At 62.1% G+C, this 15,457-nt stretch carries 15 protein-coding genes and 1 tRNA gene; 12 read left to right on the top strand and 4 right to left on the bottom strand.

The genetic code is table 11. From position 1 onward, the window contains the following. Nucleotides 1-80 precede the first annotated feature (80 nt). From RCI06_RS00285 to RCI06_RS00275, 3 genes are all read left to right on the top strand, one after another. Entirely contained in the window at nt 81-1,751 is a 1,671-nt protein-coding gene (locus RCI06_RS00285; protein WP_306573547.1) for an AMP-binding protein, read from the top strand. Nucleotides 1,752-1,825: 74 nt separating this feature from the next. Then, nucleotides 1,826-3,754, top strand: coding sequence for a PASTA domain-containing protein (locus tag RCI06_RS00280; protein ID WP_302822493.1), 1,929 nt, complete (start codon nt 1,826-1,828; stop codon nt 3,752-3,754). Nucleotides 3,755-3,808: 54 nt separating this feature from the next. Then, a complete protein-coding gene (locus RCI06_RS00275; protein WP_302822492.1) occupies nt 3,809-4,624 on the top strand; it encodes a sugar phosphate isomerase/epimerase in 816 nt (271 codons plus the stop codon). 53 nt (nt 4,625-4,677) lie between these two features. On the opposite strand, the gene RCI06_RS00270 is transcribed toward RCI06_RS00275, so the two are convergent. Both RCI06_RS00270 and RCI06_RS00265 read right to left on the bottom strand, forming a co-directional pair. Further along, the gene (locus RCI06_RS00270; RefSeq protein WP_302550160.1) at nt 4,678-5,667 is read right to left on the bottom strand and encodes an ATP-binding protein; all 990 of its coding nucleotides are present in this window, start codon (nt 5,665-5,667) and stop codon (nt 4,678-4,680) included. Nucleotides 5,668-5,679: 12 nt separating this feature from the next. Further along, complete coding sequence (locus tag RCI06_RS00265) at nt 5,680-6,705, bottom strand: DnaD domain protein (RefSeq protein WP_302822491.1); 1,026 nt, start codon at nt 6,703-6,705, stop codon at nt 5,680-5,682. A gap of 265 nt (nt 6,706-6,970) precedes the next feature. Here RCI06_RS00265 and RCI06_RS00260 point away from each other — a divergent pair, with 265 nt between their 5' ends. From RCI06_RS00260 to RCI06_RS00245, 4 genes are read left to right on the top strand one after another with little or no spacing between them, the layout of a single operon-like run. Beyond that, entirely contained in the window at nt 6,971-7,807 is an 837-nt protein-coding gene (locus RCI06_RS00260; RefSeq protein WP_101550561.1) for a PHP domain-containing protein, read from the top strand. 19 nt (nt 7,808-7,826) lie between these two features. After that, nucleotides 7,827-8,999: an NADP-dependent malic enzyme gene (locus tag RCI06_RS00255; protein WP_306573545.1), complete on the top strand. Its 1,173-nt coding sequence runs from the start codon at nt 7,827-7,829 to the stop codon at nt 8,997-8,999. Between the two features lie 16 nt (nt 9,000-9,015). Then, nucleotides 9,016-9,261 carry a TIGR03905 family TSCPD domain-containing protein gene (locus RCI06_RS00250; RefSeq protein WP_101550565.1) on the top strand — a complete coding sequence of 82 codons (246 nt, stop codon included), beginning with the start codon at nt 9,016-9,018 and terminating at the stop codon, nt 9,259-9,261. 39 nt (nt 9,262-9,300) lie between these two features. Further along, entirely contained in the window at nt 9,301-9,858 is a 558-nt protein-coding gene (locus tag RCI06_RS00245; protein WP_306573542.1) for a hypothetical protein, read from the top strand. A 46-nt stretch (nt 9,859-9,904) separates the two neighbouring features. Here the strand turns inward: RCI06_RS00245 and RCI06_RS00240 are convergent, their stop codons facing one another. After that, nucleotides 9,905-10,618, bottom strand: a complete 714-nt coding sequence (locus RCI06_RS00240; protein WP_101550569.1) for a TVP38/TMEM64 family protein — start codon at nt 10,616-10,618, stop codon at nt 9,905-9,907. Nucleotides 10,619-10,858: 240 nt separating this feature from the next. On the opposite strand from RCI06_RS00240, the gene RCI06_RS00235 reads away from it, so the two are divergent. The 5 genes from RCI06_RS00235 (at nt 10,859) to RCI06_RS00215 (ending at nt 14,476) form a co-directional block, all read left to right on the top strand. Beyond that, nucleotides 10,859-11,446, top strand: coding sequence for a DUF4364 family protein (locus RCI06_RS00235; protein WP_158595505.1), 588 nt, complete (start codon nt 10,859-10,861; stop codon nt 11,444-11,446). Between the two features lie 101 nt (nt 11,447-11,547). Next, nucleotides 11,548-11,937, top strand: coding sequence for a hypothetical protein (locus RCI06_RS00230; protein WP_101550573.1), 390 nt, complete (start codon nt 11,548-11,550; stop codon nt 11,935-11,937). A gap of 133 nt (nt 11,938-12,070) precedes the next feature. Then, a tRNA-Ser gene (locus RCI06_RS00225) sits at nt 12,071-12,162 on the top strand. Nucleotides 12,163-12,453: 291 nt separating this feature from the next. After that, nucleotides 12,454-13,341: an oxaloacetate decarboxylase gene (locus RCI06_RS00220; protein WP_306573540.1), complete on the top strand. Its 888-nt coding sequence runs from the start codon at nt 12,454-12,456 to the stop codon at nt 13,339-13,341. A 46-nt stretch (nt 13,342-13,387) separates the two neighbouring features. After that, nucleotides 13,388-14,476 carry an isocitrate/isopropylmalate dehydrogenase family protein gene (locus RCI06_RS00215; protein ID WP_276873222.1) on the top strand — a complete coding sequence of 363 codons (1,089 nt, stop codon included), beginning with the start codon at nt 13,388-13,390 and terminating at the stop codon, nt 14,474-14,476. 9 nt (nt 14,477-14,485) lie between these two features. On the opposite strand, the gene RCI06_RS00210 is transcribed toward RCI06_RS00215, so the two are convergent. Further along, nucleotides 14,486-15,430, bottom strand: coding sequence for a LysR family transcriptional regulator (locus RCI06_RS00210; protein WP_101550580.1), 945 nt, complete (start codon nt 15,428-15,430; stop codon nt 14,486-14,488). Between the last annotated feature and the right edge of the window lie 27 nt (nt 15,431-15,457).

Genomic DNA, 15,457 nt, shown 5'->3' with positions numbered 1-15,457 from the left:
CCATATTCGGGCGCGGCATCGGGCGCGCGGCGGGAATCCAAGGGGTTTCCGGACTCTGATAGCTATGGGAGGAAGGCCAAGTGAGCGAATTAATTTCCATTACGGTCGGCGCGCTGCTGGAGAAGGTCGCGAAGATGTATCCGGACGACCAGGCGGTCAAATATACCGACCGGCCCTTTAATATGACCTGGCGGCAGTTTGACGACGAGGTCAACCGCATCGCAAAGGGATTTTTGGCGATGGGGATCCGGAAGGGGGACCACGTGGCGATCTGGGCGACCAACGTGCCCGAATGGCTATTGACCCTCTTTGCGACCGCCAAAATCGGCGCGGTGCTCGTCACCGTCAACACCAACTACAAGGTGTTCGAGCTGGAATACCTGCTGCGGCAGTCGGATTCCAAGGCGCTCGTCATGATCAAGGGCTTCAAGGACGCGGACTATGTCGGCATCGTCAACGAGCTCTGCCCGACCCTCAAGGACTTTAAGGCGGGCGAGTACGACAATCCGATGCTGCCCTTCCTCAAGGACGTCGTCTATGTCGGCGAGGGCCCCGCGCCCGCCGGGATGTACGCGTGGGACGACCTGCGCCAGATGGGGGACGCGGTGCCCGAGGAGGAGTTCCGCGCGGTTTTCGACAGCATCGACCCGCAGGAGGTCGTCAATATGCAGTACACCTCGGGGACGACCGGCTTCCCGAAGGGCGTTATGCTCACCCACTTCAACATCGTCAACAACGGCAAGTGCATCGGCGACTGCATGAGGTTTTCCCATGACGACAAGCTCTGCATCTGCGTGCCCTTCTTCCACTGCTTCGGCCTGGTGCTCGCGGTCATGGCGGCGCTCACCCACGCGACTTCGATGGTCCCCATCGAGACCTACCGCCCGACCGAGGTGCTCAAGGCCCTCCAGAACGAGGAGTGCACCGCCGTGCACGGCGTTCCGACGATGTTCATCGCGATGCTCGAGCATCCGACCTTCTACGAATATAGATTCCCGCGCCTGCGCACCGGCATCATGGCGGGCTCGCCCTGCCCGATCAAGGTGATGCAGCTTGTCGTGGACAAGATGGGTATGCGGGAAATCACGATTACATACGGCCAGACGGAGGCGTCGCCCGCCTGCACGATGACCACCACCGAGGACAGCCTCGACCTGCGCGTCGCGACGGTGGGCCGCGCGATGCCCCATGTCGAGACGAAGATCGTCGACCCCGAGACGGGGGAGACGCTGCCCCCCTACCAGCAGGGCGAGTTCTGCGCGCGGGGCTACAACGTCATGCGCGGTTACTACAAGATGGAGGAGGCCACCCGCCAGGCGATCGACGAGGACGGCTGGCTGCACACGGGCGACCTCGCGATGGTCGACGAGAACGGCTACTACAAGATTACCGGCCGCATCAAGGATATGATCATCCGCGGCGGCGAGAACATCTACCCCAAGGAGATAGAGGAGTTCCTCTACACCCACCCGCTTGTGCGCGACGTGCAGGTGGTCGGCGTGCCGAGCAAGCAGTACGGCGAGGAGATCATGGCCTGCGTCATCCCGCGCGCGTGGGAGGACGGGCTCGACGAGGAAGAGATCAAACGCGCGGTGCGCGAGAATATGGCGCGCCACAAGGTCCCGAAGTACGTCCTGTTTATGGACCAGTTCCCGATGACCGCCAGCGGCAAGATCCAGAAGTTCAAGCTGCGCGAGATGGGCATCGAAAAGTTCGGCCTGCAGGACGACGCGGCGGTCGAGACCGCCTGAGCCGGGACTGCCCCGAATCTTGGCGGGACGGCGCGTCCGTTTCGCCATGACCCCGAATAGGAGTGAACCGCCAGATGGCCGTAAATGAACTGAACCTGTGCATGGGCTGCATGTCCCCTCTCTTCGAAGGGGAGACGTGCAGCGTCTGCGGATATCACGCGGACGCGTCGCCCGACCTGAACTACCTGCAGCCCGGCAGCGGGCTGGGCGGGCGGTATCTCGTCGGAAAGATGGTCGCGGACGACCCGGAGGGCGTCTGGTACGTCGGCTACGACCGTAGGGAGGAGGTGCGCGTCTGGCTGCGTGAGTACGCGCCCGGCTGCATCACCCGCCGCGATCACGAGAACTTCAGCGTGCAGCCGCTGGCCAGCTCGGAGGCGCAGTACAAGGCGCTCATGTCCGACTTTGAGGACCTATGCCGGTCGATCATGGCATTGCCCGCTGGGGAGAAGGTGCTCCCCGTCACCGACCTGCTCTATGAGAACAACACGATTTATGCGGTATACCGCTATATCAAGACGATTTCGCTGGAATCCTTCCTCGCGCGCAGCGGCGGCAAGATCCCCTGGAGACACGCCAAAAAGCTGCTGATGCCCCTCTTCCACACGGTCGTCAACTTCCACAAGGCGGGACTTATCCACCGGGGGCTTTCCCCGCGGACGGTCCACCTTGACCAGTCGGGCGCCCTGTGGGTGACCTGCTTTTCGATCGCGGCGGCCCGCACCAACAAGAGCGAGACGGGCGCGCAGCTCTTCGAGGGCTACGCCGCCCCCGAGCAGTACGCGCTCAACAGCTGGCAGGGCAACTGGACCGACGTCTACGCGCTGGGCGCGATCACCTACCGGACGGTGACGGGGGAGAACCCGCCCGCCGCGCTCGACCGCGTCTATGGCGACGACCTGCTCGACAGCCAGATGATCAGCGGCGAGATGACCGAAAACGTGGTGAGCGCGATCAACCGCGCCCTCGCGGTCGAGGTGGAGGACCGCATCCAGTCCGCCGAGCTCTACATATCCGGGCTGCTCGCGGACGCGGGCTCCAACACAGCGGTCTACACTGCCGCGCCGCGCAAATCCTACGAGACGCCCGACGACAGCGCCTACCGGCAGGAGATCCGCCGCGCCGCCGCCGAACGGGAGGCGCGGGAGAAGCAGCCGCCGCGCACGGCGGCACGCTTTGAACAGAGCGGCATCGACCTGATCCCGCCTCCGGGCGGCAAGCCCGCGCAGCCCAAGCCGGCGCGAAAAGGCGACCGGCGCGAAAAGCGCCCCAAACGCAAACGCTCCCATCCCGTGCTGATGCTGATTTTTTCGGCGTTCGTCGCCACGGCGCTGCTCGCGGGCGCGATGTACTGGTTCTCGACCAACTACCTCACCGATCTGATCGCCCCCGCGGAAAGCGAGGGCAGCCGCACCGGCGAACATTCGATGCAGGGCGGTACCGACTATTCGGGCGGCGAGGCGGGGGAGGACGACAAGGTGCCCCGCTTCGTGGGGACCAACGCCGATTCCCTTCGGAACAATGAGCAGCTGAGCGAGCGGTACGAGCTTGTGTTCGAGGAAAAGTTCAACGACGTCTACGAGCCGGGCGTGGTCTGCGACCAGCAGCCGGTCGAGGGCACCAAGATGCCCAACCGCGGCCGGGTGACCATCTACGTCTCCAAGGGCCCCGAGCTGATCGAGATGCCCGCGGTGGTGGGGATGCCGATCGAGGACGCGATCATGGCGCTGACCGACCTGGAACTCAACTACCAGGTGATCGAGGTCTACGACAAGAGCTACGAGCCCGACGTGATCGAACGCGCCGAGCCGGAGCCGGGCGCCCAGCTCAACAAGGAGAAGGACACCGTGTTCCTCTACATCCGCAAGGTCGTGATGGAGGAGAGCAGCAGCTCGGAGGACGAGCGGGACGACCGGGAACGGTCCGCCTCGCGGGTCATCACCTCCCGCAAGAGCAGCACGGATTCGGATTCCTCCCGGCGCCTCAAGCCGAGGGAGGAGTAGGGAAGGCTTTTTGGGAATGAGTCAGCCGTTTTGGCGGCGGAATGGAGCGATAAGATGAAAACTGCATTTTCGACTTTGGGTTGTCCCGGCTGGTCGTGGGACGAGATTTTCGCCACCGCGAAAGACCTGGGGCTGGACGGCATCGAGGTGCGCGGCGTGGAAAACGAGATGTTCGCGCCCTCCATCCGCGCGTTCAATGAGAAGCACCTCGACGAGACCCGCGCGCGCCTGGAAAAGGCGGGCATGGAGATCCCGATGCTCACCTCGGGCGCCTGCCTCGGCCTGTCGGGCGACTCCGGCCGCTGCATGGACGAGGCGAAGGCCTACATCGACTTGGCCAAAAAACTCGGGACCCCCTATGTGCGCGTGATCATCACGCCGAACGCAGCCCCGATGGAGGGGGAGAACATCCTGCAGGTCAAGCGCCTCTACACCGAGCTGTGCGCCTACGCGAAGGGCACGGGCGTCGCGGTGCTGCTCGAGACGAGCGGCGAGCTCGCCGACTCCTCCAAGATGCGCGAATTCATGCGGGACGTCGACCTCGAGACGGGCGGCGTGCTCTGGGACCTCCACCACCCCTACCGTTTCTTCGGCGAGTCCCCGGCCAAAACGTGGGAGAACATCGGGGAGTGGGTCCGCTACCTGCACGTCAAGGATTCCGCGATGCAGGACGGCAAACTCGTCTACCGCATGATGGGCTACGGCGACGTCCCCGTTTTCGACGCGCTGAAAATTTTGTCCGACCACGGATACCAAGGCTACGTCTCCCTCGAATGGCTCAAGCGCTGGTGCCCCGACCTGCAGGAGCCGGGCATTGTCTTCGCCCACTACGCGAGCTATATGGGCTACCTCAAAAACCAGTTAAAATGAGATGCGAAGGGGCCGTTGGCATTTGCCAACGGCCCCTTTTCTTTTTCCGGTTATCACCCGTACCGTTTGAGCATCCGGATGTCCTCGCCGTAAAACTGCATCGGCCGGTAGGCGCAGAGCAGGCGGGAGAGGATGCGGTCGCCGTACCGTTCGCGGAGCACCTGTTCGTCGAAGTTGGTGCTGATCACGGTCGGGCGGCGCCCGATGATGCGGGAATTGATGAGGTTGTAGAGCGCGGCGACCGAAAAGCTCGTGGAGAACTCCGCGCCGAGGTCGTCGATGACGAGCAGGTCGCACTCCCCGGCCAGCGCCTGGTAGTCGGTATCGCCGCCGCCGTTGCGGGAGAACTGCTGCGCCTGGAGCTTGTCGAGCAGGCGGGGAGCCGTCGTATAGACGACGCCGCAGCCCTTCCGGACGACCTCATAGGAGATCGCCAGCGAGAGGTGGGTCTTCCCGAGCCCCGTCCCGCCCAGGAAGAGCAGGCTTTCGCTCTTGGGGGAGAAGGTGCGCGCGTATTCGCGGCAGGCGGACAGCACCTTCTCCATCGCGCGGCGGGGAACGACGTTGTAGGGCCCGCAGGGTTCGACGGGGTAGTAGGCGAGGTCGAAGTTTTCAAAACGGCAGTCGCGCATGCCGCTCGTGTCGCCGAGGCTCTCGCAGGCGAGTTCGCGCAGCAGCTTCTGGAGGCAGGCGCACTGCTTCTGCCCGATGTAGCCGGTGTCCTGGCAGACGGGGCAGGCGTAGCGCACCGCAAGCGCGTCCGCCGGCCTGCCGGCGTCCCGGAGGATCTCGGCGCGGCGCTCCTGGAGCGCGAGATTGCGGGCGCGCAGCCGTTCGATCAGCTTTGCGGCGTCCTCTCCGCCGCCGATCGCGGCCTGCGCGGCGGCAAGCCCCGTCGCGGAAAGCTCCCGCTCGATCTCGCCGAGCTGCGGCAGCTCGGCATAGAGGGCGGCGCGCCGCCGCTGGGCGTCCTGCTGCGCGGCGGCGCGGGATTCATCGAGCGCCCGCTGCGCCTTCTGGTAAATTTCCTTTGCGTATCCCATATGGGGCCCCTCCTAATCGTCCGCCTGCCGGTGCAGCAGGGCGTGCAGCTTGTCCATATCGAGCGACGAGTCGCGCCCCGTCTGCGCCGACTTGTTCTGCGTCGCGGCGCGGCGCGCCGAGCCTGCGGAAAGGTCCTCCACCGCAGCTTTGACGGTCGCGATCCCCTTCGTCTTCCAGGAGGAGAGGATCTTGTCGGCATAGGCGAAGGAGACCTTCCCGGTATTCTCCACCGCCCGTTCGCAGGCGAGGAAGATGAGCTTTTCATCCAGCCCGAGGGAGAACCACCGCTCAACGTAGCCGCGTTCCTTCGAAGTCAGGGAACGGCTGTAGATGCCGAACGCCTTGACGACCTTCTTTTCGTTTTCGCCGCTGCGGGTGAGGCGGACGATCTCCTGCTCGACCTGCTCGTGGGAGGAGATGCCCCGCTCCATCCAGGCGGCCGCCGTCCTCTCGAGGTAGTTCATGCTGCGGTGCCCGCTTTCCACGCAGTACTGGAGCAGCATGAGCACCGCGCCGGTGTCCAGCCCGTAGTAGCTGTGCAGCGCGACGAGAATTTCGCTCTCCACGGGGGTGAGCGGGGCGCCCAGGATATTTTGCGCCTCCCGCAGGAGCTCCCCAATGGCGCCGTCCGCCTTCTCCATTACGGCGATGTCCGCCCGTGAGATCTTCTGCCGCGCCGAGATGGTGACGACCCGCTGCCCCTCGCCGGAAGCTTCTTCCCTTACGGCGGGGGCGGGGAGGACCGGCGCGGTCACCGCATCAGGGGCCGGGCGCGCGGGGAGGCGTTTTGCCGCCGCGCCGCTCTCGCGGACGATGCCCGCGCCGACCCAGTAGTTGACCGCGTCGGCGATGTCGCCGGCGGGGATGCAAAGCCGCTCGGAGAGCCACTGCACATCGACGGGAGTGCCCGAGTGGCGCAGCATGAGCAGCAGGATTTTCAGCGAGAGGGGGGAGCACATCTTGATGTGGTCGTCTACGACCGCGGTCGGCACCGCGAAGACCGACGACCAGATGCCCGAATCGATCAAATAGGACATGGCGGACTCCTCGAATTCAAATGTTGGAAAAAGGGCGTGTCCGGCAAAAGCCGGCGCCTCCGGTCCCGGAAGCGGCAAAAGCCCCGCGGCATGCGGGAATGCGGCGCTTCCCGCCTTTGGCGGGGACAAAACGCAAAGCGGTTTGCCCTGCGGATATTATAGCACAGCCTCCCGAATTTTCAAAATAGAAGTTGCGCGGCGGGGCAGGCCCGGTGTATAATAAGAACAATTATTTGAATGATTCCAAAGACAGGAGGCGACAAAGATGATCGGCGACCTGCATTGTCACACACGCTTTTCCGACGGTTCCCTCGGCATCGATGACCTGATCCTCTATGCCAAACGCGCCGGTCTCGACTTTGTCGCGTTGACCGACCACGACACGATGGCGGGCGTCAGCCGCGCCGAGCAGCTCGGCAAGCGCTACGGCATCGGGGTGATCGGCGGTGTGGAGATCTCGGCGCGGGACTTTGCCCGGGACCGGAAGGTCCACCTGCTCTGCTACCAGCCCAAGGTGCCCGACCGGCTCGAAGGGATGCTCAAGCACACCCTCGAGGGGCGGGACCGCGCCATCCGGGAAAGCATGCGCAGGGTCATGAAGCTCTTCCCGGTGACGGAGGAGCACGTCCTGCGCTGCGCCAAGGGCTCGGCGGCGCTCTATAACGTCCACATCATGCTCGCGCTCGCCGACCTCGGCTATGCGGAGAGCCTTTACGGCAGCCTCTTCCGCCAGCTGCTCGCGGAAAAGACGGGAAGCTGCTTCGTCCCGCACGCCTATCCGGACGTGTGGGAGGCGGCGAAGCTGGTGAAAAGCGCGGGCGGCGTCTGCGTGCTGGCGCACCCGTCCGAGTACGATTCGATCGACCTGATGGAGGAGCTCGCCGGGGCGGGCGTGATCGACGGGGTGGAGCGGTACCATCCGCGCGTCAGGGAGAAGGATATCCCCGCGATCGACGCGGTGATCGAGCGGTACGGCCTCATCGCCACGGGCGGCACCGACTTCCACGGCGGCAACACCAACCACCCCAACCCGCTCGGCACCTGCCTGACGATGCAGGAGCCGCTGGAACGGCTTTTCAAGCTCTCAAAGAGCAGATCATAACAGGAATCACGGAGGACGCATGGACATCAAGGAACAGGCTCTGCAAAAGCACTATGAATGGAAGGGAAAGATCGAGGTCGTCTCCCGCGCGCCGATCGAGCGGCGGGAGGACCTGTCGCTGGCCTACACGCCCGGCGTGGCCCAGCCCTGCCTCGAGATCGAGCGGGACGAGTCCCTCTCCTACACGCTGACCCGGCGGGGAAACCTCGTCGCGGTCATCACCGACGGCACGGCGGTGCTCGGGCTCGGGGACATCGGCCCGGCGGCCGCGATGCCGGTCATGGAGGGCAAATGCGCGCTCTTCAAGGCGTTCGCGGACGTGGACGCCTTCCCGCTCTGCATCGACAGCAAGGATCCCGATACGATCGTCAACACGGTGAAGCTCCTCTCCAAGAGCTTCGGCGGCGTCAACCTGGAGGATATCTCCGCGCCCCGCTGCTTCGAGATCGAACGGCGGCTCAAGGAGGAGTGCGAGATCCCCGTCTTTCACGACGACCAGCACGGGACCGCGGTGGTCGCCTGCGCGGCGCTGCTCAACGCCTGCAGGGTCACGGGACGCGGAATGGGGAGCCTGCGCATCGTTTTAAACGGCGCGGGCGCGGCGGGCATCTCCGTGGGCAGGCTGCTGCTCCGGATGGGCTTTGGAGAGCTCGTGATGTGCGACGTCGGCGGGATCATCCATGAGGGCGCGGACTGGCTCACCCCGCCGCAGGCGGAGATGGCGAGAGTCACGAATCCCCGCGGGCTGCGGGGAAGCCTCGCGGACGCGCTGAAGGGGGCGGACGTGATGATCGGCGTTTCCCGTCCGAACCTCGTGACAGGGGAGATGGTCGCCTCGATGGCAAAGGACCCGATCGTTTTCGCGATGGCCAATCCCACTCCCGAGATCATGCCCGACGTGGCGAAAGCGGCGGGCGCGGCGGTGGTCGGGACGGGCCGTTCGGATTTCCCCAACCAGATCAACAACGTGCTCGTCTTCCCCGGCATCTTCAAGGGCGCGCTCGCGGTGCGGGCGCGGGAGATTACCGAGGAGATGAAGGTTGCGGCCGCGAAGGCGATCGCCTCGATGGTGCCGGACGGGGAGCTTTCGGCCGATCGCATCCTGCCCGACGCGCTGGACAAGCGGGTCGCCGACCGGGTGGCCGAGGCGGTCGCGGACGAGGCCCGGGCCTCGGGCGTCGCAAGAATTTGATTGACGGAGGACCGGTATGAAGATCAGCTATAAACCAAAAGGCGTCTGCTCGCGTATGATACATGCAGAGGTTGAAGACGGTATCGTCAAATCCGTGGAATTCATCGGCGGCTGCAGCGGCAACACGCAGGGCGTGAGCCGGCTGGCGGAGGGCCGCCCGGTGGAGGAGGTCGTGAAGCTGCTCGGCGGCATCCGCTGCGGCATGAAGGCGACCTCCTGCCCCGACCAGCTCGCGCTCGCGCTGGAGCAGGCGCGGGAATAGGAAGCGGCGGCCGTTTTCACAGGAGGGAGGGTGTTTCCCATGCGATTCGACGACAGCGATATCAAAATAGCGCCGGACGATCCTTCGGAGGTCTTCGACACCTCGGAGGGGGCGGCGGCGGCTTTCGCGCGCGAAAAAGCCAACGGCAATATGGAGAAAGCGCGCGCGCTCGGGGTCCAGTTTGCCGCCGAGCTGACCGCCGGCGAACGGGGGATCGTCTGGTTCGGCATCGGTGCGTTCGACAGCGCCGAGACGCTCTCCCAGCGCAAGGTGCTTTTTTCCTATCTCGTCGGCCGGGTGATCGAGGACATGGCGCCCAATTCGATCGTGGCGCAGTCCGCGATGTCCGCTTACTATGACGAGCTCCAGCGGGTCTCCGGGGAGACCTACGGGCTCGTCAGCGATTCGGCGGCGCTCTCCCTCTATATCCTGGCGGGGCGTTCCTCGCCGGACGACATCGGCGCGGTCGGCAGGGTGTTCGCGCGCCTCTGCGGCAGGGAGGACGATCCGGTCTTTGTCCGGTACGGCAGCGAACTCACGAGCTATTTTGCCATGTACTGCACCCAGCTTGCGCTGCGCGCGCAACTGATCCGATAAACGGAATAACAAAAAGAGCCGGCGCCAAGCGCCGGCTCTTTTCAGTTCAATGTTCCTTGTGGAGCCTGTGCAGCCAGTCCATGACCCGCTGTTTATAGAGGATGCCGACCAGCCCGATCGCCGCGGTCAGCAGGAAAACGACGATCGCCATCCCCCAGTTGCCGCGGCTCACCGAGGCGCCCATCCAGGTGGAGGTGATGATCGAGGGGATCCGCGCGAAGGTGGAGATCAGCAAAAACTGCGCGGGCCTGATCTTGCTGACGCCCGCCAGATAGGTGAGCATGTCCTTCGGGGTGCCGGGGATGAGGAAGAGGATGAAGGTGACGGTTTCCACCTTTTTGGTGTTGTTGATGAATTTGAATTCGCTGAGCTTCTGCTCGCCGAAGATGCGCGCCACCAGCCGGTAGCCGAACCGGCGCACGAGGAAGAAGATGGCGGAGGAGGCGATCACGATCCCGAGCAGGCAGGTCAGGAGGCCGCCCCAGGCGCCGTAGAGCGCGCCCGCGAGCAGTTCGACCGGCTCGCCGGGGATAAAGGCGATGACGATCTGAAGGATCTGGACGCCGAGCAGGATCAGCCAGCCGGTGAAGCCGAGCGAATCGATCCACGCGCGGAGCTGTTCCTGGTTGCCGGGGTCGGAGAGGCGCCGGAAGAGGGGCATACAGAGCAGGGAAAGGATCCCGATGACCAGGACGAAGCCCACGGCGGCCGCGATCAGCTTTCGGTATTGCTTTTTTTCTTCTGGGGTAAGGTTTTTCATCGTCACATCTCTTTTTCCGGAAAGTTCCTTTTCCTATCCAACGAGATTCCCCGCCCCTCCGCTTCAAACGGATGGGAAATCCGGTTTCAACACCAATATAACATGTTTGCGCGGAAAAGCTGTTTCAGGATTGTAAATTTTGCGGGAAGCGTGGAAAACGGGTCAGGCAATAGGTTTTGCTTTTTCCTCCGAAATATTGTATCATAGGGAATGGAAATCGACGACTGTGGGGTGGAAATTTTGTACGAAGGATTCCGGGCGGGCGTGGAGCCGGGCGGGCTGACCACCGACTACGAGATCAAGATCCTGATCTGCCACGTCCTTAAGCACATCGAACGGCCGATGCCCGTTTCCGCCCTGATCGAACTGTTCGTGGGCGAGGGGATCGGCAACTATTTTGAGGCGGCGAGCGCGGCGGCCGCGCTCGTCAAGAGCGGGCACATTGCCATCGGCGGCTGCGAGGGGGAAAAGTGCTACACCCTGACCGACCTGGGAGAGAGCGCCGCCGGGACGTTCGAGAAAACGCTTCCGCTCAGCGTGCGGGAAAAGGCGGTGGACGCCGCGAACCGCTACTTCATCCGTAGGGAACGGCGCGCGCACAACAAGGCGGAGGTCCAAAAGGCGGACGACGGGTACCTTTTGACGCTGACGATCACCGACGTGGGCAGCGACCTGCTGAAATTGACCATCCTTCTGCCCGACGAGGAGACCTGCGGGCGGATCAGGGAGCGGTTTTTGGACGACCCGATCGTGGTCTATAAGGGGGTCGTGGCCTCCCTGACGGGCAGCTTTGAGAACGTCGGCGCGCTGCTGGACGACGTGGAGTAAACCCCGCGAAGCCGCATCAGACGGGCAAAACTTGACAGAAACGACAGAATCGGTTACAATAAATTTTACGCAAAAATCTGATTGGAAACGGGGGGAAGTTTTTGCTCAGAAAGCTGATGCTCTATCTGATGGTTTTGGCGACGGCGGTCAAGTTCGCGTCGCTGGCATATGTGTTTACGACAGATATTGAACGGCTTCCGGTGGCGGTGTACGTCTCGACCGGGATTGTCGTCCTCTTTGGGCTCTTTTTGATCTGCAAAAACATTGTGAAGCGGGTCGGCAGGAAGGAGCTCGCATCCTATTACGGCTTGTCGGCGGCCGCCGTCTTCTTCAACCTGATCTTTATGAAGATCTTCAGCCGCGCGGAGATCGCCACGCTCGATCTTCTCATCCTTGGCACCATGATGGATATCCTCGTCGGGGTGGTCTTTGTGGTGCTGACCGTGCGGGAGCACAAATATGTGCGCATTAAGATGGGAACGGACTCCTGAGGGGGTTGAAACCGTCCGCATTGGCGGGCGGTTTTTTCATGCAGAAAAATTGGCAAAATTTTTTAGGGCAACATATTGCTTTTTTGCGATCTGCGTAGTATAATAATCAGGTGCCAATCGCGCGGACAACTCTGGAGATGTCGCCTAGCTGGTCGAGGGCGCACGACTGGAAATCGTGTAGGGGTCAAAAGCTCCTCGAGAGTTCGAATCTCTCCATCTCCGCCAAAAGAACCTGTCTTTGATGATCATCAAAGACAGGTTCTTTTCTGTTTCTACGGCATCCATCAAAGCTGCTTTCCGACCCATGGGGGCGGGAGGGCGGCTTTTTTCTTATAATGCTTGCAAAATGGAATCGACTTTGAAAAAATCAATAACTTTGGGTTATTAATTGGATGTAAAATATGTATTTTTAATTGTTGAAGATAGAGTATACAATAAACATGAACAAAAAGCGCGCTCATACAACAAATAAAATATGGAAATCGCGACATTACAAAAGTATGGGGAGAAAAAGATATGATACAAGTCGATCGGGCACTTAAGTTCAGAAAACTGCTGGAATCGGGCAAGACGCTCTGCTGTCCCGCGGTATATGATCCGCTGTCAATCCGACTGGCGGAGCGCAACGGCTTTGAGGCCGTCTTTGTCAGCGGCTCCTCCATGTCCTGCGAAGTGATCGGCACCTCCGACGTGGGCGTCTTGTCCTATGGGGAATACCGCAATACGCTCTTAAACATGCTGTGCGTTTCCTCCATTCCCATGGTTGTGGACATCGATACGGGCTTTGGCGGGCCGGTCACGATTCTGCGTACCGTCCGGGAATATGAGCAGATGGGAATCGCGGGGGTCATGATCGAGGACCAGACGTTCCCCAAGCGGTGTGCCTATTACGACGGGCTGCGGGTGGCCCCCGTCGAGGAGATGAAAATTCGGATCGACTCGGTCCTTAAGGCGCGGACAGATTCAAACTTTTTTCTCTTGGCGAGAACGGACGCGGCCGCCGACAACACACAGGGAATGCAGGAGGCGCTCCGGCGCGCGAGGCTGTACCGGGAGTGGGGGGCCGACGGCGTATTCATCAGCACGCCAAAGAGCGAAAGCGACCTGATTCAGATCGGTCAGCTCGGATTTCCCACGGCGGTGTGCATCACCGAGGGGAGCCCGACGGGCGACTACAGCGTCGCGGATTTTGAACGGATGGGAATCCAGCTCGCGTTTTTCCCGCAGTCTCTGACACGCTCCTGCATCCGCACAATGCAGCTGGTGCTGAGCGAGATGCGGGCGAAGGGGCGGACAAACCACCTCGGGGATATCTTCTGCACGCAGGAGGAGCGCGCGAACAGCACCGGGCTGGAGTCCTATATGGATTTCGAGGCGTCCGTGATGCGGGGCCGTGCGGAATAACCCGCGCGTCCCTGCTTGGAGAGTGAAAAAGGAGGCTGTACAGGCCATGGCAGAGTATAAAATCGGAATTTTAAACGGCGACGATATCGGGCTTGAGATCGTGCCGGTTGCCGTCGAGGTGCTGAAAACGGCGGTGAAACGCTATCCGGAGATTCAGATCGAATGGGTGCCTCTGCCGATCGGGTATCCGTCCTTCCTGGAGCACGGGACGACCCTCCTGCCGGAGGTCCGGGAACGGCTTTACACGCTGGACGGGTGGATTCTGGGGCCGATCGGACATATGGCCTACCCCAAGGATCAGCCAAACTGCTTCAATCCGCACCCCATCCTGCGGCGGGAATACGATCTGGTGTCGAACATCCGCCCGGCAAAATCCTATGCGGAGATTCCCTGCATCAATCCGAACGTCGACCTCGTCATCATCCGCGAAAACAACGAGGGCTTCCAGCCGGACCGCAACATGTTCCGCGGGACCAGCGACTGTATGCCCACGCCCGACATGGCGCTTTCGCTGCGGGTCATTACGAGACGGAACAGCACGCTGGTGGCAAGGGAGGGCTTTGAACTGGCCCGACGGCGCGGCGGGCGCAAAAAGGTGACTGCGGTCCATAAGAACACCGTTTTCAAGCTGGGATGCGGCCTCTTCATCGAAGCCTGCCGGGATGTGGCGAAGGAATACCCGGACATCGAGTTTGAGACGGTGGTGGTGGACACCTTCGCGATGAAGATGCTGATGCGGCCGCAGGATTACGACGTCGTCATCACCACCAATATGTTTGGGGATATTCTCTCCGACGAGGCCGCGGGGCTCGTCGGCGGGCTCGGCATGGCGGCGGGACTGTGCGCCGGCCCGCAGTACTGCATGGCGCAGGCAACACACGGCTCGGCGCCGGACATCGCCGGCAAGGGGATCGCCAATCCGTTCGCGATGATCAAATCGGCGCAAATGATGCTCAACTGGCTCGCCGGGCGCAAGCAGGACGCGTCGGCCTTAAAGGCGGCCGCCGAGATGGAGCGGGCCATGGAGGCGGTGCTTTCCGACAAGGCGTCCGTCACGCCCGATTTGGGCGGGACCGCCTCCACGCTGCAAATGGGACGGGCGGTCTGCGGCCTGCTCGAAGCGGGAGACCTTTAGCGCCGGGCCTTATTCTCCGGCGAAAAACTCCCGGCAATAGTCCTGCATAATCCGGATAAATTCCTTTGCGTATTTCGTGAGATGCGTCTCCTGGCGGTACATAATGCTGAACTCCGTATACGTCCGCTGTAGCGGGTGCGCGCCGACCGAATAGAAGTCGAGCTTCGACTGGTGACAGGCGTTGCCGATAGTGAAAAAGCTGGGTACGAACACGATGCCCAGACCGGCGACCGCCATACGGAGAGCGGTTTCGATGTTGGCGGTCACAATGGTTTTCGCCGGCACAAACTGGGACTGCGCAAAGAACTGGTCGGCCATGAAGCGGGTGTGATGCCCCGGCTTCAAGAGAATGAAGCACTCGTTGAGCACCTCTTGCAGTCCCAGCCAGGGATGGGCCGCGTCGCCGGAGCGGACCGCCCGCTCCTTTACCGGATGGTCCTTGGGCAGGCCGAGCAGAAATTCTTCCCGGAAGAGGGGAAGGGCCGTAAATTTATAAATATTCGTTACCGGGCCCTTGGCGATGACGAAATCGATCAGCCCGCTCGCAAGCTGGGTTTCCAGATTGTAGGAGTTTTCCTCGAAGAGCAGAAGCTCGACGTTGGGGTACTTCTGGCGGAACCGCGCGAGGGTTTCCGGCAGAAGCAGCGGGCTCCGGGTGAAAGAGGTGCCGATCCGGAGGGTGCCGTGGATCATGTTGTCGGAGTTTAAAAGATTGCGCGACATGGTTTCGTAGATCTCCATCATCTTGCGGGCGGCCTTCGCGTAATGCTTGCCGGCGTCCGTCAGGATGATGCTGCGGCCGGTGTTCTCCAGCAGGTTGGTGTCCAGCGTCTCCTCCAGCGTTTTGATGTATTTACTCAGCGCCGGCTGCGAGATGTACAGGTGCTCCGCCGCCTTTGTGATCGTACCGTATTTTTCGATCGCCAGAATATAGTTCAGTTCCTTGAGCAGCACACTAGCACTTCCTTTCCTTGATCAGCC

Origin of the sequence: Anaerotruncus massiliensis (ex Togo et al. 2026) (assembly GCF_030825285.1) — a bacterium.
Classification (GTDB): Bacteria; Bacillota; Clostridia; order Oscillospirales; family Ruminococcaceae; genus Anaerotruncus; species Anaerotruncus massiliensis.
This window is presented reverse-complemented; position numbering and strand designations above follow the sequence as displayed.